This window comes from Verrucosispora sp. WMMD703 (genome assembly GCF_049178935.1).
Taxonomy (GTDB): Bacteria; Actinomycetota; Actinomycetes; order Mycobacteriales; family Micromonosporaceae; genus Micromonospora; species Micromonospora sediminimaris.
Genome location: NZ_JBMHMM010000004.1, coordinates 2,617,908 through 2,638,348, shown reverse-complemented (window position 1 = coordinate 2,638,348; position 20,441 = coordinate 2,617,908). Strand labels below are relative to the sequence as shown.

The 20,441-nt window shown below is 69.2% G+C and carries 13 protein-coding genes and 2 rRNA genes; 9 read left to right on the top strand and 6 right to left on the bottom strand.

What is annotated here, in order from left to right:
• Nucleotides 1–45: 45 nt before the first annotated feature.
• The 3 genes from ACN26Z_RS12645 to tyrS form a co-directional block, all read right to left on the bottom strand.
• Nucleotides 46–3,157, bottom strand: a 23S ribosomal RNA gene (locus tag ACN26Z_RS12645).
• Between the two features lie 373 nt (nucleotides 3,158–3,530).
• A 16S ribosomal RNA gene (locus ACN26Z_RS12640) occupies nucleotides 3,531–5,045 on the bottom strand.
• The 16S and 23S rRNA genes sit together here, the layout of an rRNA operon.
• A 631-nt stretch (nucleotides 5,046–5,676) precedes the next feature.
• Nucleotides 5,677–6,969 (bottom strand): tyrosine--tRNA ligase, encoded by a 1,293-nt coding sequence (gene tyrS / locus ACN26Z_RS12635; protein ID WP_421461343.1) that lies wholly within the window; start codon nucleotides 6,967–6,969, stop codon nucleotides 5,677–5,679.
• Between the two features lie 107 nt (nucleotides 6,970–7,076).
• Between tyrS and ACN26Z_RS12630 the strand changes: the two genes are divergently transcribed.
• The 4 genes from ACN26Z_RS12630 (at nucleotide 7,077) to ACN26Z_RS12615 (ending at nucleotide 9,592) form a co-directional block, all read left to right on the top strand.
• Nucleotides 7,077–7,457, top strand: a complete 381-nt coding sequence (locus tag ACN26Z_RS12630) for a PaaI family thioesterase (protein WP_170863436.1) — start codon at nucleotides 7,077–7,079, stop codon at nucleotides 7,455–7,457.
• A gap of 212 nt (nucleotides 7,458–7,669) precedes the next feature.
• Nucleotides 7,670–8,896: an NRAMP family divalent metal transporter gene (locus ACN26Z_RS12625; RefSeq protein WP_421461342.1), complete on the top strand. Its 1,227-nt coding sequence runs from the start codon at nucleotides 7,670–7,672 to the stop codon at nucleotides 8,894–8,896.
• Nucleotides 8,893–9,273: a hypothetical protein gene (locus tag ACN26Z_RS12620; protein ID WP_282239103.1), complete on the top strand. Its 381-nt coding sequence runs from the start codon at nucleotides 8,893–8,895 to the stop codon at nucleotides 9,271–9,273. The genes ACN26Z_RS12625 and ACN26Z_RS12620 overlap by 4 nt, the downstream gene beginning before the upstream one ends.
• A gap of 52 nt (nucleotides 9,274–9,325) precedes the next feature.
• Nucleotides 9,326–9,592, top strand: coding sequence for a PRC-barrel domain containing protein (locus tag ACN26Z_RS12615; protein ID WP_421461340.1), 267 nt, complete (start codon nucleotides 9,326–9,328; stop codon nucleotides 9,590–9,592).
• 71 nt (nucleotides 9,593–9,663) lie between these two features.
• Here ACN26Z_RS12615 and ACN26Z_RS12610 read toward each other — a convergent pair whose 3' ends face one another.
• From ACN26Z_RS12610 to ACN26Z_RS12600, 3 genes are all read right to left on the bottom strand, one after another.
• Nucleotides 9,664–11,097, bottom strand: a complete 1,434-nt coding sequence (locus tag ACN26Z_RS12610; protein ID WP_282239105.1) for a hemolysin family protein — start codon at nucleotides 11,095–11,097, stop codon at nucleotides 9,664–9,666.
• A gap of 95 nt (nucleotides 11,098–11,192) precedes the next feature.
• Nucleotides 11,193–11,855, bottom strand: coding sequence for a hypothetical protein (locus tag ACN26Z_RS12605; protein ID WP_396888179.1), 663 nt, complete (start codon nucleotides 11,853–11,855; stop codon nucleotides 11,193–11,195).
• Between the two features lie 49 nt (nucleotides 11,856–11,904).
• Nucleotides 11,905–12,405 (bottom strand): GNAT family N-acetyltransferase, encoded by a 501-nt coding sequence (locus ACN26Z_RS12600; protein ID WP_421461339.1) that lies wholly within the window; start codon nucleotides 12,403–12,405, stop codon nucleotides 11,905–11,907.
• Between the two features lie 129 nt (nucleotides 12,406–12,534).
• On the opposite strand from ACN26Z_RS12600, the gene ppdK reads away from it, so the two are divergent.
• The 5 genes from ppdK (at nucleotide 12,535) to ACN26Z_RS12575 (ending at nucleotide 20,397) form a co-directional block, all read left to right on the top strand.
• Complete coding sequence (gene ppdK, locus ACN26Z_RS12595) at nucleotides 12,535–15,195, top strand: pyruvate, phosphate dikinase (RefSeq protein WP_421461338.1); 2,661 nt, start codon at nucleotides 12,535–12,537, stop codon at nucleotides 15,193–15,195.
• A gap of 12 nt (nucleotides 15,196–15,207) precedes the next feature.
• Nucleotides 15,208–15,648, top strand: coding sequence for a hypothetical protein (locus ACN26Z_RS12590; protein ID WP_282239109.1), 441 nt, complete (start codon nucleotides 15,208–15,210; stop codon nucleotides 15,646–15,648).
• Between the two features lie 301 nt (nucleotides 15,649–15,949).
• A complete protein-coding gene (locus ACN26Z_RS12585) occupies nucleotides 15,950–18,589 on the top strand; it encodes a cation-translocating P-type ATPase (protein ID WP_421461336.1) in 2,640 nt (879 codons plus the stop codon).
• Nucleotides 18,589–19,485, top strand: a complete 897-nt coding sequence (locus ACN26Z_RS12580; protein WP_421461334.1) for a universal stress protein — start codon at nucleotides 18,589–18,591, stop codon at nucleotides 19,483–19,485. Before ACN26Z_RS12585 ends, ACN26Z_RS12580 begins: the two co-directional genes overlap by 1 nt.
• Nucleotides 19,486–19,551: 66 nt before the next feature.
• Complete coding sequence (locus ACN26Z_RS12575; protein WP_282239112.1) at nucleotides 19,552–20,397, top strand: universal stress protein; 846 nt, start codon at nucleotides 19,552–19,554, stop codon at nucleotides 20,395–20,397.
• Nucleotides 20,398–20,441 lie beyond the last annotated feature (44 nt).

Sequence of the window (20,441 nt, the reverse complement as noted above, 5' to 3'; positions counted from 1 at the left end):
GTTGTTTGTTTGTTGTGAGTTACACAGTGGACGCGAGCGATCGTTGTAGTCAAGTCCTCGGCCTATTAGTACCGGTCAACTGAACCCGTTACCGGGCTTACATTTCCGGCCTATCAACCCAGTCGTCTAGCTGGGGGCCTTACCCACCCGAAGGTGGTGGGATACCTCATCTTGAAGCAGGCTTCCCGCTTAGATGCTTTCAGCGGTTATCCCTTCCGAACGTAGCTAACCAGCCGTGCCCCTGGCGGGACAACTGGCACACCAGAGGTTCGTCCGTCCCGGTCCTCTCGTACTAGGGACAGCCCTTCTCAAGTATCCTACGCGCACGGCGGATAGGGACCGAACTGTCTCACGACGTTCTAAACCCAGCTCGCGTACCGCTTTAATGGGCGAACAGCCCAACCCTTGGGACCTGCTACAGCCCCAGGATGCGACGAGCCGACATCGAGGTGCCAAACCATCCCGTCGATATGGACTCTTGGGGAAGATCAGCCTGTTATCCCCGGGGTACCTTTTATCCGTTGAGCGACACCGCTTCCACACGCAAGTGCCGGATCACTAGTCCCGACTTTCGTCCCTGCTCGACCCGTCAGTCTCACAGTCAAGCTCCCTTGTGCACTTGCACTCAACACCTGATTGCCAACCAGGCTGAGGGAACCTTTGGGCGCCTCCGTTACCCTTTAGGAGGCAACCGCCCCAGTTAAACTACCCACCAGACACTGTCCCTGAACCGGATAACGGTCCGAAGTTAGATACCCGAATCAACCAGAGTGGTATTTCAAGATTGCCTCCACCCATACTGGCGTATGAGCTTCACCGGCTCCCACCTATCCTACACAAGCCGACTCAAATACCAATGTCAAGCTATAGTAAAGGTCCCGGGGTCTTTCCGTCCTGCCGCGCGTAACGAGCATCTTTACTCGTACTGCAATTTCGCCGGGCCTGTGGTTGAGACAGTGGGGAAGTCGTTACGCCATTCGTGCAGGTCGGAACTTACCCGACAAGGAATTTCGCTACCTTAGGATGGTTATAGTTACCACCGCCGTTTACTGGCGCTTAAGTTCTCCGCTTCGCCCCGAAGAGCTAACAGGTCCCCTTAACGTTCCAGCACCGGGCAGGCGTCAGTCCATATACATCGAATTACTTCTTCGCATGGACCTGTGTTTTTAGTAAACAGTCGCTTCCCCCTGCTCTCTGCGGCCATACAACGCTCCACCCGCGCGGGGCTTCACGTCTCCGGCCCCCCTTCTCCCTAAGTTACGGGGGCAATTTGCCGAGTTCCTTAACCACAGTTCGCCCGATCGCCTCGGTATTCTCTACCTGACCACCTGTGTCGGTTTGGGGTACGGGCCGCTCGGAACTCGCTAGAGGCTTTTCTCGGCAGCATAGGATCACTGACTTCACCTGAATCGGCTCGGCATCACGTCTCAGCCTTCATGACGTGCGGATTTGCCTACACGTCGGCCTACACGCTTACCCCGGCACAACCACCGGCCGGGCTCAGCTACCTTCCTGCGTCACCCCATCGCTTGACTACTACCCGCCAGGTTCCCACGCTCCCCCAGCTTGGTCCGAAGACCGCACCAGGCTCGGGTGGTTAGCACAACGAGGTTCATCAGGGACGCTCCTTCGCGGGTACGGGAATATCAACCCGTTGTCCATCGACTACGCCTCTCGGCCTCGCCTTAGGTCCCGACTCACCCAGGGCGGATTAACCTGGCCCTGGAACCCTTGGTCATCCGGCGGAAGGGTTTCTCACCCTTCTTTCGCTACTCATGCCTGCATTCTCACTCGTGCCGCGTCCACAACTAGGTCACCCCGCTGCTTCACCCCCGGCACGACGCTCCCCTACCCACCCACACACCTGGATGCCCACCTCGAAAGACAGACACCGGGCTCTGTGTGAGTGCCACAGCTTCGGCGGTGTGCTTGAGCCCCGCTACATTGTCGGCGCGGAACCACTTGACCAGTGAGCTATTACGCACTCTTTAAAGGGTGGCTGCTTCTAAGCCAACCTCCTGGTTGTCTATGCGACCCCACATCCTTTTCCACTTAGCACACGCTTAGGGGCCTTAGCTGGTGATCTGGGCTGTTTCCCTCTCGACTACGAAGCTTATCCCCCGCAGTCTCACTGCCGCGCTCTCACTTACCGGCATTCGGAGTTTGGCTGATTTCGGTAAGCTTGTAGGCCCCCTAGACCATCCAGTGCTCTACCTCCGGCAAGAAACACACGACGCTGCACCTAAATGCATTTCGGGGAGAACCAGCTATCACGGAGTTTGATTGGCCTTTCACCCCTAACCACAGGTCATCCCCCAACTTTTCAACGTTGGTGGGTTCGGCCCTCCACACGGTCTTACCCGCGCTTCAGCCTGCCCATGGCTAGATCACTCCGCTTCGGGTCTAGAACATGCGACTCAAACGCCCTCTTCAGACTCGCTTTCGCTACGGCTCCCCCACACGGGTTAACCTCGCCACATGCCACTAACTCGCAGGCTCATTCTTCAAAAGGCACGCCGTCACCCCGCAAGGCTCCGACGGATTGTAGGCGAACGGTTTCAGGTACTATTTCACTCCCCTCCCGGGGTACTTTTCACCATTCCCTCACGGTACTCGTCCGCTATCGGTCACCAGGAAGTATTTAGGCTTACCAGGTGGTCCTGGCAGATTCACGGCAGATTTCAGGAGTCCGCCGCTACTCGGGAACACCCACAGAAGACCAGCAGCTTTCACCTACCGGACTATCACCGTCTACGGTCAGCCTTTCCAGACCATTCAGCTAACCACTGGCTTTATCACTCCTCACACGAGTGTCAGCTCGTGTAGCAGGGTCCCACAACCCCGACCACGCAACCCCTGACAGGTATCACACGCAACCGGTTTAGCCTCAATCCGCTTTCGCTCGCCACTACTCACGGAATCACATGTTGTTTTCTCTTCCTACGGGTACTGAGATGTTTCACTTCCCCGCGTTCCCTCCACACACCCTATGAGTTCAGGTGCAGGTGACACCACATGACTGATGCCGGGTTACCCCATTCGGACACCCTGGGATCACAGCTCGGTTGACAGCTCCCCCAGGCCTATCGCGGCCTCCCACGTCCTTCATCGGCTCCTGGTGCCAAGGCATCCACCGTTCGCCCTTGACAACTTGACCACAAAGATGCTCGCGTCCACTGTGCAATTCTCAACAAACAACCAACCCACAACCCACCGTCTCCCACCAGCCCGGCAACCACCGGCGGTATGAGAAACCAGGCCATGCCTGGCGCCACTCAGGACACCACGTCCCAAGCATCGGCTCTGAAAGACAACCACCACGGGTTGTTCCTTCAGGACCCAACAGGGTGCCCTACGCCTCCCCCAGCCGCACCACAACCCCGTTCCCACCACCCCACAGGGCAGCTGTACTAGGAAATTCCGGCCGTTGCCGAGGAAAACTCGCCAGTGTCTCCGCCAATCGAGCACCCCGACCCGACATCCGCGGGCCGCGGGCTCCATACCAGCCTTCGCTGGATGGTGCTCCTTAGAAAGGAGGTGATCCAGCCGCACCTTCCGGTACGGCTACCTTGTTACGACTTCGTCCCAATCGCCAGCCCCACCTTCGACGGCTCCCTCCACAAGGGTTGGGCCACCGGCTTCGGGTGTTGCCGACTTTCGTGACGTGACGGGCGGTGTGTACAAGGCCCGGGAACGTATTCACCGCAGCGTTGCTGATCTGCGATTACTAGCGACTCCGACTTCACGGGGTCGAGTTGCAGACCCCGATCCGAACTGAGACCGGCTTTTTGGGATTCGCTCCACCTCACGGTATCGCAGCCCATTGTACCGGCCATTGTAGCATGCGTGAAGCCCTGGACATAAGGGGCATGATGACTTGACGTCATCCCCACCTTCCTCCGAGTTGACCCCGGCAGTCTCCCATGAGTCCCCAACCGAATTGCTGGCAACATGGGACGAGGGTTGCGCTCGTTGCGGGACTTAACCCAACATCTCACGACACGAGCTGACGACAGCCATGCACCACCTGTCACCGGCCCCGAAGGACCCCACATCTCTGCGAGATTTCCGGCGATGTCAAACCCAGGTAAGGTTCTTCGCGTTGCATCGAATTAATCCGCATGCTCCGCCGCTTGTGCGGGCCCCCGTCAATTCCTTTGAGTTTTAGCCTTGCGGCCGTACTCCCCAGGCGGGGCGCTTAATGCGTTAGCTGCGGCACAGAGAACCGGAGAGGCCCCCCACACCTAGCGCCCAACGTTTACAGCGTGGACTACCAGGGTATCTAATCCTGTTCGCTCCCCACGCTTTCGCTCCTCAGCGTCAGTATCGGCCCAGAGACCCGCCTTCGCCACCGGTGTTCCTCCTGATATCTGCGCATTTCACCGCTACACCAGGAATTCCAGTCTCCCCTACCGAACTCTAGCCTGCCCGTATCGACTGCAGGCCCGCAGTTGAGCCACGGGTTTTCACAGTCGACGCGACAAGCCGCCTACGAGCTCTTTACGCCCAATAAATCCGGACAACGCTCGCGCCCTACGTCTTACCGCGGCTGCTGGCACGTAGTTGGCCGGCGCTTCTTCTGCAGGTACCGTCACTCGCGCTTCGTCCCTGCTGAAAGAGGTTTACAACCCGAAGGCCGTCATCCCTCACGCGGCGTCGCTGCATCAGGCTTCCGCCCATTGTGCAATATTCCCCACTGCTGCCTCCCGTAGGAGTCTGGGCCGTGTCTCAGTCCCAGTGTGGCCGGTCGCCCTCTCAGGCCGGCTACCCGTCGTCGCCTTGGTAGGCCATCACCCCACCAACAAGCTGATAGGCCGCGAGCCCATCCCAAGCCGAAAAACTTTCCACCCACAAACATGCGTCCGCAAGTGAATATCCGGTATTAGCCCCGGTTTCCCGGGGTTATCCCAAAGCCTAGGGCAGGTTGCTCACGTGTTACTCACCCGTTCGCCGCTCGAGTACCCCGAAGGGCCTTTCCGCTCGACTTGCATGTGTTAAGCACGCCGCCAGCGTTCGTCCTGAGCCAGGATCAAACTCTCCAACAAAAACCTGAAGGAAAATCCATCCCAGCAACAAACAAAATTGTTGCCAAAGGAATCCAAACCAACCAGAAAAACTGGCCAGCCCGGGAATCAAACAAAAATTTGGCACTGGCATATCAAGCACCCTGTTGAGTTCTCAAAGAACAACCACACACCATCAGACAACCCCACAAAGGGGGCCACCATCCGGGGCACCACACCCGCCACAACCGCGCCGGGCACTTTTACTACGTTACCCGGTGGTTTCTGCCGTGTCAAACCGGCTCACACCGCTTTGTCACGCTTCAACCCATTTCTCCGGGCACCACGATCAAGCCGGCTTCCGCCGTTCCGGTCGTGGTTTTGGCAGGCCAGCCGCTGCGGTCTACCGCTAGCGCGCCTGGGGCCCTGCCGGTCGTCAACCATACCCGGTCGGTTTCGCCCCGCCAAATCCGCCTCCCGGCAAATCTGGGGCACCGCCCGGCTCCGACCTGGTGGGCATGAGCCACCCGGTCCGAAAGGTCTACCTGCGCTCCGGCCTTGGGCTTTCGCCCTGTTTCGTCCGTTCCGCGCTGGCAGAGAGAAAGTTACGCGCCCGGCGGATTGATCGTCAAATCCACCGGGCGCGTCCCGCGTCACACCTGCCGGTCGGTGGTCAGGAGCCGACCTCCACCCCGGCGAAGGACCGCTTCCCCCGACGCAGCACCAGGTACCTGCCGTGCAGCAGATCCGCCGGAGAGACGACGGCGTCCGCCGCGACGACGCGGACGTTGTTCACGTAGGCGCCGCCCTCGGCGATCACCCGCCGGGCTTCCTTCATGCTGGGCACCAGGCCGGACTCCTTGAACAGGGCGGCCACCTCGGGGAGGTCGTCAAGGCGTACCAGGCCGGCCTCGGTGAGCGCGGCGCGCAGCGTCACCGCGGACAGGTCGTCCAGCGATCCCCGGCCGAACAGGGCCTGACTGGCGGCGACCACCTGCGCCATTTCCCGCTCACCGTGCACCAGGGTGGTCAGTTCCTCGGCGAGGGCACGCTGCGCGGCCCGGGACGCCGGCCGCTCCGCGGTCTCCTTCTCCAGTTCCTCCAGCTCCTCCCGGCTGCGGAAGCTGAAGTAGCGCAGGTAACGACCCACGTCCCGATCATCGACGTTGATCCAGAACTGGTAGAAGGCGTACGGGCTGGTCATCTCGGGATCGAGCCAGATCGCGCCACCCTCGGTCTTGCCGAACTTCGAGCCGTCCGACTTGGTCACCAGCGGGGTGGTGAACGCCTGGACCGGCCCGAGCCCGCGTCGCCGGACGTAGTCGACACCGGCAGTGATGTTGCCCCACTGGTCGGAGCCACCGAACTGGAGCTGGCAGCCGTGCCGCCGGTGCAGCTCGAAGAAGTCGTTGGCCTGGAGCAGCTGGTAACTGAACTCGGTGAAGCTGATGCCGCTCTCCAACCGCGCCCGCACCACCTCGCGAGCCAGCATCCGGTTTACCGGGAAGTGCTTGCCCACGTCACGCAGGAACTCCACCACCGACATCTCGCCGGTCCAGTCCAGGTTGTTGACCAGGCGGGCGGCCTGGTCTCCGGTGTACGACACGAAGGGCGCGAGCTGGTCACGGATCCGCTGCACCCAGCTCGCCACGACCTCCGGCGGGTTGAGGGTCCGTTCCGCGCTCTCCTTCGGATCGCCGATCTGCCCGGTGGCGCCCCCGACCAGCAGCAGTGGCCGGTGCCCGGCGAGTTGGAGACGACGAGCGGTGGTGACCTGCATCAGGTGGCCGACGTGCAGGCTCGGCGCGGTCGGGTCGAAGCCCACGTAGAAGGCGGCTCCCGGGCCGTCGAGCAGCGCGCGCAGCTCGTCCGGGTCGGTGGAGTCCTGGAGCAGACCCCGCCAGCGCAGGTCATCGGTCAGGGAATCCCGCCGGACCGGCGGGAGGGTGCTGTCGGTCACGGTCACCGATTGTCCCCCATCAGGCCGGTCCGGCCCTACCGGGTTCCGGCGGAAGGCACCGGCACTAGGCTGGCGAGTCCAAGATCGTGGAGGTGGCCGTGGACGTGTCGACGATGTCGGGTGGCTTCTTCGCCCTGCTCGGGCTGGAGTTGGACGAGATCAGCGGGGACCGGGTCACGATCCGCTGGCGGGTCCGCCCGGAGCTGCACCAGCCGTACGGCATCCTGCACGGCGGGGTCCACTGCTCGGTGGTGGAGACGGCGGCGAGTCTGGGTGCCGGTGTCTGGCTGGGTGAGCGCGGGCGGGTGGTCGGGGTGTCCAACCAGACCGACTTCCTACGGGCCGTGGACGAGGGTGAGCTGGTTGCCGTCGGCACCCCGGTGCACCGGGGGCGGAGCCAACAGCTGTGGCAGGTGGAGATCACGGACGCGGACGGGCGGCTGGTCGCCCGCGGCCAGGTCCGCCTGCAGAACCTCTACCCGACCGCCGACTGACAAAGCCGGGACTGACATGAGCCGGGACTGACAAGGGCAGCCGGCTGACAGGGCTCCGAGCGGGTGGAACACCCGCCGGCCCGGGAACCGGGCGCAGCCCGACCGCCGCTCATCGGCGCCGCGCCGCCTGGGCGGCACTGAAGGCGGTTTCGGGTAGATGGCGGCTTTCGCGGCGTTATCGTCGCGTCGATGACCGAGCCCGCACCACCGACGTGAGGAAGCTCCTCGCCGCCACGCTCGGCATCCTGTCCGCGGTCGGTGGTTTCGTCGACATCGGCGACCTGGTCGCCGCCGGCCAGGCCGGTGCTCGCTTCGGCATGGCGCACGCCTGGGTGTTGCTGCTCGGGGTCGTCGCCATCTGCGCGTACGCGGAAATGGCCGGACGGATCGCGGCGGTGACCGGCCGGGCGGTGTTCGACCTGGTCCGGGAACGGCTCGGTGCCCGGATGGCACTGCTCAACCTGGTGGCGTCGTACCTGGTCACGGTGATCACCCTGGCCGCCGAGCTGGGCGGGGTGGCGCTGGCGTTGCGGCTGGCCACCGGCGTGCCGTACCTGCTCTGGGTGCCCGTCGCCGGGATAGCGGTCTGGCTGGTGCTGTGGCGCATGCGGTTCCCGGTGATGGAACGGGTCTTCGGGCTGGCCGGGCTCGCGCTGGTGGTGTTCGCCGTCGCCCTGTTCTGGCTGCCGACCGACTGGGCGGCGCTCGGGCGCAGCGCGGTGGCACCAGACGACTCGGGTCAGGGCTGGGGGGCGTACTGGTTCGTGGCGGTGGCGCTGTTCGCCTCGACGGTGAGCCCGTACGAGGTCTTCTTCTTCTCCTCCGGTGGGGTCGAGGAACGCTGGAGCGCGGACGACCTGGCCGATGCCCGCTTCAGCGTGCTGGTCGGCTTCCCGATTGGTGGCTTCCTCGCCCTGTCGCTGATCGCCACGGCGGCGGTGGTGCTGCGCCCCGCCGGGTTGTCGGTGGACAGCCTCGACCAGGTCGCGCATCCGGTGGTGCTGGCCTTCGGCGCGGCCGGCCTGGCGGTGGCGGCACTGGCGTTCTTCGCGGTCACCTTCGGCGCCGCGCTGGAGACCGGCCTGTCCGCCGCGTACGCCGCCGCGCAGTATTTCGGTTGGCAGTGGGGCAAACGGGTCAGCCCGCGCGAGGCGGCCCGATTTCACACGGTGCTGCTGGTCAGCGTGCTGCTGGGCGTGCTCCTGCTGCTCACCACTGTCGACCCGGTGACGCTCACCGAATTCATGCTGATCATCAGTGCGGTGGCGCTGCCGCTGACCTACCTGCCGATCCTGGTGGTCGCCAACGACCGCACCTACCTGGGCGACCGGGTCAACGGCCGGGCACTCAACCTGCTGGGCGCGGTGCTGCTGCTGGTGATCCTCGCCGCCTCGATCGTCGCCGTACCGCTGGCGATCGGTACGAGGATGGGCCAGTGAGAATCCAGGTCAGCCAGGAACTGCTCGATCGCCAACTCGTCGACCGCGACGGCCGGCTGGTCGGCAAGGTCGACGACGTGGAGTTCGGGCTCGGCGCGGACGGGGTGCCGTACCTGCGGTCGTTGCTCACCGGCCCAGGTGCGCTCGGGCAGCGGGTCGGCGGTCGGCTGGGCCGGATGCTGGTGCTGACCGCCGAACGATTCGTCACGGATCGTCCGGTGGCGCCGTTGCGCATCCCGTACGCCCTGGTCACGCGGGTGGACAGTGCGGTCTGGCTGCGGGTGCGGGTCGACGAGCTGCCTACCTCGCCGGTGGAGGAGTGGTTGCGCCGACACCTGATCGATCGGATCCCGGGGGCCGGCCGTGCGAGCGGGTGAGTTACTGGGTCGGACGGCGTACGACCATCAGGGCCGCCGTCTCGGTCGGGTCGTGGACCTCGTGCTGCGCGGCCCCGCTGACGGCCCGCTGCGGCTGACCGACCTGGTCGTCACCCGGCACTGGTACGGCCGGTTGAGTGGGCGGCTGATCGGTCCGCAGCGGCATCCGTCGGGTCCCTGGGCGATCCGGGCGTTGGCCCGGCTGCTCGGTCGGAGCACCTGGCAGGTGCCGATGGATCGGGTGCGGTTGGACCCGCCGCTGCCCGACCCGCGCGGTCCGGGCGGGCCGGGCGGGCCGGGCGGGCCGGGCGAGCGCTGACTCGAAGCGTGCCTGAGCAGGCCCGTGCCGCCCCGACGACGGTCACCACGGGCGGGTTAGGCGCGACCCGCTCAACGACGGGTGCCGTCCAGCACCGAAGAGCCGTCGGTCGGCGTACCCGATCTGTCGTCCGGCTGCGACTCGGGCTCGTCGGGGACGGCAGGCGTAGCTGCCTCGGCCGCACCGGGGGCTGCGGGCGTCGCTGTCTCGGGAGTCTCCGGGTCCTCGGACGCCGCTGTGGCGCGGCGCAACCGGATGCCGGAGACCGCCCGGTCGTCGGCGAGCGTCACCTCCAGCCGCCAGGCGTCGACGGTGAGATGCTCCCCGGCGCGGGGAATCCGGCCGAGACCGGCCAGGAGCAGCCCGGCCACGGTGGTGTAGTCGCCGTCCGGACGCCCGGGCAGTTCCACGCCGATGTCGGGCAGATCGTGGACGGGAAACGTGCCCGGCAGCAGCAGCGCTCCCTCGTCGTCGGTGCGTACCGCACCGACGTCCCGGTCGGTCTCGTCGTAGATCTCCCCGACGATCTCCTCGAGGATGTCCTCCAGGGTGACGATGCCCTCGACGGCACCGCGTTCATCGACGACCAGGGCCATGTGCTGGCGTTCGGCCTTGAACCGGCGTAGCGCGTCGACCACCGGTACCGAGTCCGGCAGCAGCAGCGGCGGGCGGGCGTACTCGTCGACCGGCTGATCGTCACCGACGCCGACCAGATCCCGCAGGTGGATGACGCCCACCGAATCGTCCAGGCCGCCGTGGCGTACCACCGGCGCGCGGGAGTGCCCGGAGGCGGCCAGCACGAGTCGGGCCGCCTCCGCCGTGGTGCCGCTGTCCAGGCAGAAGACCTGCAACCTCGGCACCAGCACCGCCCGCAGCCGCCGCTCGGCGATCTCCACCGCGCCGGCGATGATGGTCTGCTGCTCCTTGGTGAAGCCGTGATGACCGGACACGATGTCCCGCAGCTCGTCCGGGCTGATCTCGTCCCGCTCGGGCTTCGGGTCCAGGCCGAACAGCCGTACCACCAGGTCGCTGGTGGCACCGAGTACCCAGACCACCGGCCGGGTGAGGGCCGCGAGCAGGTCGAGCGGGCGGGCTACGAGCAGCGCCCACCGCTCCGGAACCTGCATGGCGATCCGTTTCGGCGCCAGCTCACCGAAGACCAGGGTGACGAAGGTCAGCACCAACGTGACAAGCACCACGGACACCGGGCCGGCGGCCCGGCCGAAGACACCCTCCAGCAGCGGGACCAGCGGCCGGGCCAGTGACACCGCGGCGGCTGCCGAGGCGAGAAAGCCGGCCAGGGTGATGCCGATCTGGATGGTGGCCAGAAACCGGTTGGGGTCGCGGGCCAGCCGGGCCAGTACCCGGCCCGTGCGCCCGGTGCGCTCCAGCCGTTGGACCTGGCTGTCGCGCAGCGACACCAGCGCCAGCTCGCTGCCGGCGAAGATCGCGTTCACCACGATCAGGACTGCGACCAGGGCCAGCTGGCTCCAGTAGCTCTGCACGCCTGGTTCTCCCTCGCTGTACCGCGCGCCGTGGCGCCGCCGGTGGTGGCCCCGCCGGCGTAGCGGTGCCTATGCCCACTCGCCCCGGCGGTGAATCATCGCCCGGTCGGGGGCGGTGGATCATCGCCCTGCGGCAGCGCCGGTGCCGGCACGTCAAGGATGTAGGACTCCCCCGCACGGCGGAACCCTAGGCGGTGGTAGTACGGGGCGATCATGCCCGGCGGGCTCACCACCTGGCGGAACCCACGGTCGGTGAAGAGGCTGCTGCGCCGGTAGACGAACTCGCCGGGGGTGAAGTCACGAAACGGCGGGGTGACGTAGTCCAGGTCGACCTGGGCCACCCCGTCGCCGGCGTCGCGTACCAGCACCACACCGACGACCTCGTCGGCGCGTACGACGAGGAAGGCCGCACGGCCGGCCAGCCGGTCCGGGCGGAAACCCGGGTTGAACCGGGCGATGTCGGCGGCGTGCACCCGCAGCGTGTGGGCCAAGAACGCGTCGTCGGCCCCCACCTCGACGACCTGGTAGGTCTGCTCGTCATGGCGGGTGCTGAGCAGCCGCCGCAGGTACCAGATGTTGATCACAGCCAGCACCACGTTCAGCCCGACCATGGGCCACACCCGGATCGTGGCGTTGTAGCCGATCAGGACGGCACAACCGACCAGGTTCAGGGCGCGCAGCCGCAGGATGCGCGTCTGCAGCAGCGACCAGACCAGCAACGCGGAGCCGGCCCAGCCGACCAGTTCCAGCCAGTTCACCCCGCGAGGGTAGTCGCCGCCCTGGTCAGCCCCGGTGTCAGGGGGCGGATCACGCCGGGTCGGCGCCGGGTGACGGCGGCAGTTCCAGGACGTACTCGTCGATCTCGTGGCCGCGTCCCGGTGCGTACGCCCGCTCGGTGCTGCGGACGACGAAGCCGCAGCGGCGAAGCACCGTCAGCGACGCGGCGTTGTCGGTGGCCGTCCGCGCGAACAGCGGCCGGCGGGTGACCTCCCGCAGCAACGCGGCCAAGGCACGGGTGGCGTACCCACGGCCCCAGTGCGGCCGGTCGATCCAGTAGCTGACCTCGAACGCGCCGTCGACGGGGAAGGCGAGCACGTGGCCCACCACCGTGTCGTCGACGGTCACCGTGCGGGCCAGGTTCTCCGGGCCGGTGAGGATGCGGACCCAGTGCGCGGCGAACGCCCGCCGGTCCGTCGGATCCTCGGCGCCGAAGGCGGCCATCCGGTTGGCCTCCGGGTCGAGCTGGTGGACGAAGAACTCCACCAGGTCGTCCTCGCGTACCGGGCGCAGCCGCAGGTCATCGGTCACCGGCCGACCATACGCGGCCCGGTTGAGGACCAGCGACCCTGTTCGGATCGGCTTTCGGCCCTGCCCCCACCAGCGGCGACGTTGCTACCAACGAGGCAGAGGCATCGACGGCGAAGTGGAGGCCGGGTCATGACCAGGTACGTGTACGACTTCATCGAGGGCGGTCGAGGCATGGCCGACCTGCTCGGCGGCAAGGGCGCCAACCTCGCCGAGATGACCCGGCTCGGGTTGCCAGTGCCGCCCGGCTTCACCGTCAGCACCGACGCGTGCCGGGCGTACCTCGTCGACCGGAAGGTGCCGGAAGGACTGTTCGACGAGGTGAACGCCCACCTGCGAGAGGTCGAGGTGCGGCTGGGCCGGCGGCTCGGCGACCCTGCTGAGCCGCTGCTGCTGGCCGTCCGTTCCGGCGGACGCTACTCGATGCCCGGGATGATGGAGACCATCCTGGACATCGGGCTCAACGACGCCACCGTGACCGGGCTGGCCCGGATCAGCGGCGACGAGCGGTTCGCCTGGGACTCGTACCGACGGTTGATCCAGATGTTCGGTCGGACGGTGCACGGTGTGCCGGCCGAGGAGTTCGACCGAGAGCTGGACGCGTTGCGGGCCACCGCCGGGCCGGACGGCCCCACGGCGGAGCAGTTGCGCGGGCTGGTCGAGACGTACAAGAAGGTGTTCGCCGACCGGGTCCGTCACGACTTCCCACAAGCCCCGCACGAGCAGCTGTACCTGGCGATCCGGGCGGTCTTCGAGTCGTGGAACGCCTCCCGGGCGGTGCTCTACCGACGCCGCGAACACATTCCCGACGACCTGGGCACCGCGGTCAACGTGATGGCGATGGTCTTCGGCAACCTGGGCCCGGACTCGGGTACCGGGGTGGCGTTCACCCGCGATCCGGCCACCGGCGCGCCCGGCGTGTACGGCGACTACCTGTCCGACGCCCAGGGCGAGGACGTGGTGGCCGGGGTCCGCAACACGGTGGGGCTGGACGAACTGTCCCGGCTCGACCCGGCCAGCTACCGCCGGCTGACCGGGATCATGACCACGCTGGAGCGGCACTACCGGGACCTGTGCGACGTGGAGTTCACCATCGAGCGGGGCCGGTTGTGGATGTTGCAGACCCGGGTCGGCAAGCGCACCCCGGCGGCGGCGTTCGTGATCGCCGCGCAGCTGGCCGACGAGGGTCTGATCAGCTGGGACGAGGCGTTGACCCGGGTCAGCGGGGCGCAACTCGCGCAGCTGATGTTCCCCACCTTCGACCCGGAAGCCACGCCGGAGCCGTTGGCCACCGGTGTCGGCGCCTCGCCCGGAGCCGCCGCCGGACGGGTGGTTTTCGACAACGCCGCCGCCACCGCGGCGGACGGGCCGGTGATCCTGGTCCGCCGGGAGACCAACCCCGACGACCTGCCCGGCATGATCGCCGCCGCCGGCATCCTCACCGCCCGGGGCGGCAAGACCTCGCACGCGGCGGTGGTTGCCCGGGGCATGGGACGCACCTGCGTCTGCGGGGCGGAGGCACTGGAGATCGACCCGGAGCGCGGCGAGTTCCGCGTCGGCGACCGGACGGTCCGGGCCGGTGACCTCATCTCCATCGACGGCAGCAGCGGCCGGATCTACCTCGGCGAGGTGCCGGTCCGTCCGTCCCCGGTGACCCGCTACCTCGCCGGTGAGCTGGCGCCGCAGTCCGACCGGCTGGTCTCGGCGGTGGACCGGCTGCTGCGGCACGCCGACTCGGTGCGACAGCTCGGCGTACGCGCCAACGCCGACACCCCCGACGACGTGTCGCGGGCGCGGACGCTCGGCGCGAACGGCGTCGGGTTGTGCCGCACCGAGCACATGTTCCTGGGCGCCCGCCGCGCCCTGGTGGAGCGGTTGATCCTGGCCGACGGGCTGAACGAGGTCCACGCCGCGCTAGCGGAGCTGCTGCCGTTGCAGCGGGAGGACTTCGTCGCGATCCTCGCGGCGATGGACGGCCTGCCGGTGACCATCCGGCTGCTCGACCCGCCGCTGCACGAGTTCCTCCCCCCGTTGCCCGAGCTGGCCGCGCGGGTGGCCCGGGCGGAGGCGCTCGGGCAGGATCCGGGCCGCGACGCGGTGCTGCTGGCCGCCGTCCGCCGGATGCAGGAGAGCAACCCGATGCTGGGCCTGCGCGGGGTTCGGTTGGGCCTGGTGGTGCCGGGCCTGTTCGCGATGCAGGTCCGGGCCGTGGCGGAGGCGGCGGCACGGCGGGTGGCCGAGGGCGGCGACCCGCGCCCGGAAATCATGGTGCCGCTGGTCGTCGACGTGCACGAGCTGGCCGCGGTGCGGGCCGAGGTGGCCGACGTGCTGGCCACCGTGCCGGGGGCGCCGCCGATCCCGGTCGGCACGATGGTCGAGACGCCGCGGGCGGCACTGACCGCCGGGGCGATCGCGGGCGAGGCGGAGTTCTTCTCCCTCGGCACCAACGACCTGACCCAGACCACCTGGGCGTTCTCCCGCGACGACGGGGAGGGCTCGTTCCTCGGTGACTACCTGGAGCGGGGCATCGTCGAGACGTCGCCGTTCGAGACCGTCGACGTCGCCGGGGTGGGCCGGCTGGTCCGCCTGGCGGTGGCCGAGGGCCGGGCCGCGCGACCCGGGCTGACCGTGGGGGTCTGCGGCGAACACGGCGGTGACCCGGAGTCGGTGGAGTTCTTCGCCGACGCCGGACTCGACTACGTCTCCTGCTCGCCGTACCGGGTGCCGATCGCCCGGTTGGCCGCCGGTCGGGCCGCGGTGGCCCGCGACTGCGCCGGCTCCGACGCTCGATAGGAGGTACCCGAGATGACTGCGATCTTCAATGCCACCGGGCCGGTGCCGCTGGTTCCGCCCCGACCGGCCCCGGAAACGGCGCCGCAGCCGGCAGCGCCGCTGTCGGTCGGGCCGGTGCAGGAGTTGCCCGGCACGCCGCCGGCCGCTGTGCTGCCGGTGACCCGCGACGGACGCCCGGTCGGCGTGTTCGTCGCGACCGGCGGACGCGTGCGGTACCTGCCGCTGCCCGACCCGGATCGGCTGCTGGTCGCCACCGCCGGGGTGCTGGCCGTCGGGCTGGTCACCGCCGGGGTGACGGTGCTGGGTCGGCGCCGGCCACCCGCGGTCGCACGGCTGACCATGGGCCCGGGCGGCTGGGTCAGTTTCCGAGGGGTACGCGCCCCGGCTCCCCGGGCTGCCCGCCCCTGGTGGGCCCGCCTGCTCCGGGCCCACCGCCTGGTCGCCGAACGCTGAGCCGCGCCGTCGGGCGGGTACGCCACGGCGAGCACTTTCGGTGATGTGCTGCCTCCGGCCGGCCGGAGGCAGCACCATCGCGGATGTTGCCCGGATCATGACCAGGGTCGGCCGGCACGTCGGTGCCCGGCCCCGACGGGCGAGCAGCGTGCCGGCGTCACCGCGTGGGGACGGGCCGGCAGGGCCGTTGGTCCCGGGCCGGGCGGGCGATCGCCCCTGCCGGGCGGTGCCGGTCTCGGCGAGGCTGGTGTCGAAGGGGCGTGCCGTCCGGGTACGCCCGATGCACAGGGCGGAGCGGACGGTGGCCGGACAGGTCCAGGTCGCGGACGGGGACGTACGCAGGGAGAGCATCGTAGCGGCGGCACCCGACACCGGGCTCAGCTCGACCGAGGCCGCCCGACGGCTGCGGGTCGACGGACCGAACGCCGCCGCGACACCGCCCCGCCGGCACCTGGCTGCCCGGGTCGTGCACCAGCTCTCCGATCCCCTGGTCGCGCTGCTGCTCGCCGCCGCCGTGGTCACCACGGTGCTGCGGGACTACCCCGACACCGCGGTGATCCTGCTCGTGGTCGCCGTCAACACGGCCATCGGGGTGGTGCAGGAGGTACGCGCCGACCGAGCCATCGCCGCGCTCGATCAGCTCGCCGCGCCGACCGCCCGGGTGATCCGCGACGGCCGGGACGCGGTGCTGCCCGCCACCGAGCTGGTCCGGGGTGACCTGGTCCGGGTCGAATCCGGCGACGTGGTCCCGGCCGACCTGCTGCTGCACGATGCGAGCCGGCTGCACCTGGACGAGTCGGCGTTGACCGGCGAGTCGGTGCCGGTGTCCCGGGCGGCAGGCGAGGAGGCCAGCGCCGGCACGGTGGTGACGACCGGTCGGGCCGCCGGCACCGTGGTACGCACCGGCGCGGCCAGCGCGCTGGGCCGGATCGCCACCCTGGCGGCCACCACCCGGCCGGCGGCCACCCCGCTGCAACGGCGTCTCGCCGCGCTCGGCCGGATCCTCGGCCTCGCCGCCGTGGCGTTGTCCGGCCTGGTCTTCGCCATCGGTGTGCTCAGCGGTCGGCCCCTGGTGGACATGGCGGTCACCGCGGTGAGCCTGGTGGTGGCCGCGGTGCCGGAGTCGCTGCCGGCGGTGGTGACGCTGGCCCTGGCGCTGGGGGCCCGCCGGATGGCGGCTGCCCGGGCGATCCCCCGCCGGCTGCACGCGGTGGAGACGCTCGGCTCGGTCACCGTGATCGCCTCGGACAAGACCGGCACCCTGACCGAGGGACGGATGGCCGTGCAGTCGGCGGTCACCGGCGACGGCGAGCGGTTCGGTGTCACCGGCAGCGGGTACGCCCCGCACGGCACCGTGCACCGCGACGGCACGCCGGTGGCGGTGCCGGACGAGTTGCGCCGGCTGGCCCGGGCCGGGCTGCTCTGCAACGACGCGACCCTCGCCCCGCCGACCGAGGAGCGACCCCGCTGGGGCGCGGTGGGCGATCCGCTGGAGGCGGCCCTGGTGGCCTTCGCGGCCCGCTGCGGCCTGGATCCGCAGACCACCCGCAACGCCTGGCCCCGGGTCGCGGAGCACCCTTTCGACCAGCAGTTACGACGGATGACCACGGTGCACCGCTCCTGCGACCGTCGCTACCTGGTGGTGTGCAAGGGCGCCCCGGAGAACGTGCTCACCACGCCACTGCTCGACGCCGACGCCGACGAGTTGGCCGGCCTGACCGCCGCCGCGCACCGGCTGGCCGGCGACGGGCTGCGGGTGCTGGCGGTGGCCGCCGCCCTGGTGGACGCCCCACCGGCCGACCTCGCGCACCCCGAGGGACTGCGTCCGGTGGGTCTGGTCGCCGTCGGCGACCCGCTGCGCGCGGGAGCACCGGACATCGCCGACGGCTTCGCCGACGCCGGTGTGCGGCTCGTGCTGGTCACCGGCGACCACCCGGCGACCGCGGCGGCCATCGCCGGTCAGCTGGGCCTGTGGGCCGACGGCGACCCGGTGGTACGCGGCGACGACGGTGACCCCGCCGAGGCACCGGCGGCGGCGCGGGTGTTCGCGCGTACCCAGCCGGAGCAGAAGCTCGACATCATCGCCGGGTTGCAGTCCCGAGGGCATGTGGTGGCGATGACCGGCGACGGCGTCAACGACGCACCGGCGCTGCGCCGAGCCGACATCGGGGTGGCGATGGGCGGCGGCACCGAGGTGGCCCGGCAGGCGGCCGACCTGGTGCTGGTCGACGACGACCTGTCCACCGTGGCCACCGCGATCGGCGAGGGCCGCAGGATCTACGACAACATCCGCCGGTTCCTGCGCTATGCCCTCTCCGGCGGGGTGGCCGAGATCGCGGTGATGCTGCTCGGGCCACTGTTCGGCCTGCCTGTGCCGCTGCTGCCGGCCCAGATCCTCTGGATCAACCTGCTCACCCACGGGGTGCCCGGGGTTGCCCTGGGCGCCGAACCGGCCGAACCCGGCACCCTGCGTCGGGTGCCACGCTCACCGCAGGAGTCGGTGCTCGGCGCGGGGCTGGGCCGGCAGATCCTGGTCGGCGGCGCGCTGATCGCGGCGGTGACCCTGGGAGCCGGCGTGCTCGCCGCCCACTGGGACCGGCCGTGGCAGTCGGTGATCTTCATCGTCCTCGGCCTGACCCAACTCGGCGTGGCCCTGGCGGTCCGCGCGCCACGACCGGGCGGACAGCGGCGGGGCAACCTGGCCCTGCCGCTCGCGGTCGCCGCCTCCGCACTGCTCCAGGTGGCCGGAGTGCTGCTGCCGCCGCTGCGGGAGCTGCTCGGCACCGAGGTCCTCGGCGTCACCGAGCTGCTGGCCTGCGCTGCGGTCAGCGTCCTGCCCGGTCTGGTGCTGCGGCTGACTCGGCGTACGCCGGACACCGATCTGTCCACCTTTACGCCGTCAGTGAGCGAGGCTGACAGCGAAGTCGAGAAGGAGATGTGATGACCAGCAACACCGGCGCCCCCGTCGTGGTGGGCGTGGACGGTTCCGAGATCGCCCTGCACGCGGTGCGCGCCGCCGCGCGGGAGGCGGCGTACCGGCATCGTCCGCTGCGGATCGTGCACGCGTTCATCTGGCCACTGATGCGGGTGCCGCTGGGCCCCGCGCCGGGTGCGCCGGCCGACGGCGGGCTGCGTAACCAGGCCGAACGGTTCCTGGCCGACGCCGTCGCCGAGGCCGGCAAGGTGGCCCCGGAGGTGGCGGTGACCGGTGAGGTGGTCGACGGAGCGGCGAGCACCGTCCTGCTCGCCGAGGCCCGGGACGCGGCGTTGGTCGTCCTCGGCAACCGGGGGCTGGGCGGCTTCGCCGGGCTGCTGCTCGGCTCGGTGGCCGTGCAGGTCAGCGCCCACGCGGACGGTCCGGTGCTGGTGGTTCGCGGCGAATCGCGGGCGGATGGGCCGGTGGTGGTCGGCGTCGACGGTTCGGAGCTGTCCCGGGAGGCCGTCCGGTTCGCCTTCGAGGAGGCCGCGTGGCGCGGCACCGACCTGGTTGCGGTGCACGCCTGGCTCTATCCGACCCCGGCCGGTCCCGGTGACATCCTGCCCCTGGTCTACGACCTGGACGCCTTCCGGGACGAGGAGGAGCGCCTCCTCGCCGAGGCGGTGGCCGGCTGGTCCGAGCGCTATCCGGAGGTGCCGGTGCGGCGGCGGTTGGTGCGCGGTTCCCCAGGTCGGGCGCTGGTCGAGGAGTCCCGCACCGCCCAACTGGTGGTGGTGGGCGCGCGTGGGCGCGGGGCGCTGGGCGGGCTGCTGCTCGGCTCGGTCAGCCACGCCGTGCTGCACCACGCCCACTCCCCGCTGGCGATCGTCCGGAGGCTGCGTACGGTCGAGGGGACCTGACCGGTGGTGTGTCGACGCGTCCCGGCCGCGGGACGCGTCGACAATGAGCCCTGACCGACTCATGGAGTGACGATGAACCGACCTGTCGTGGTGGGGGTGGACGGATCACCGCCGAGCCTGGTGGCCGCGGAGCACGCGGCGCAGGCGGCGGTGTGGCGGTCCCGCCCGCTGCACCTGGTACACGGCTACCTGCATCCGCTCGGCTACGGCGTGCCGATCAACCCGTACGAGGTGGGCGTGCCGGCAGCGTCGGAGGACGGCCGCAAGATGCTCGAACAGACCGCCGCCGAACTGGTGGACCGGTGGCCGGGGTTGACGGTCGAGGTGCGTCAGGTGGCCGGCGGGCCGGGCGCGACCCTGGTCGAGGAGTCCCGGCGGGCGGAGCTGGTGGTGGTGGGCAGCCGGGGTCTGGGCGGCTTCGCCGGGCTGCTGCTCGGCTCGGTCGGCACCCAGGTCGCCGCGCACGGGCACTGCCCGGTGCTGGTGATCCGCCCGCCCGACCGTCCGATCCCGACCGAGGGTCCGGTGCTTGTCGGTGTGGATGGTTCGGAGTCGGCCGAACTCGCCGTCGGTTACGGCGCGGAGGAAGCCGTCCGGCGCGGCGGGACGCTGGTGCTGATGCACGTCGCCGACGAAGGCGACGACGACGGGGCGGCGGCGGCCCTGCTCGCCACCGCCGGTGCGGCGGCGCGGGGCAGCCACCCGGGGCTGACCGTGGAGGAGCAGGTGATCGTCGCGCCCAAGCCCGATCAGGCGCTGATCGAGGCGACCGGGGACGCGGCGCTCGTGGTGGCCGGATCGCGCGGTCGGGGTGGCTTCGCCGGGTTGCTGCTCGGCTCGGTCAGCCAGACGCTTGTGCACCACGCCCGCTGCCCGGTGCTCATCGCCCACCCGTACCAGCCGGAGCAGTGAGCGCCGCTCGACCGGGCCGCCGCCACGTCGGCGGCCCGGTCGGC

Excerpts from the sequence above, each read along its gene's own strand:
- ACN26Z_RS12590 (WP_282239109.1), top strand. The coding sequence starts at position 15,208 with ATGACTGCGATCTTCAATGCCACCGGGCCGGTGCCGCTGGTTCCGCCC.
- ACN26Z_RS12630 (WP_170863436.1), top strand. The coding sequence starts at position 7,077 with ATGTCGGGTGGCTTCTTCGCCCTGCTCGGGCTGGAGTTGGACGAGATC.
- ACN26Z_RS12580 (WP_421461334.1), top strand. The coding sequence starts at position 18,589 with ATGACCAGCAACACCGGCGCCCCCGTCGTGGTGGGCGTGGACGGTTCC.
- ppdK (WP_421461338.1), top strand. The coding sequence starts at position 12,535 with ATGACCAGGTACGTGTACGACTTCATCGAGGGCGGTCGAGGCATGGCC.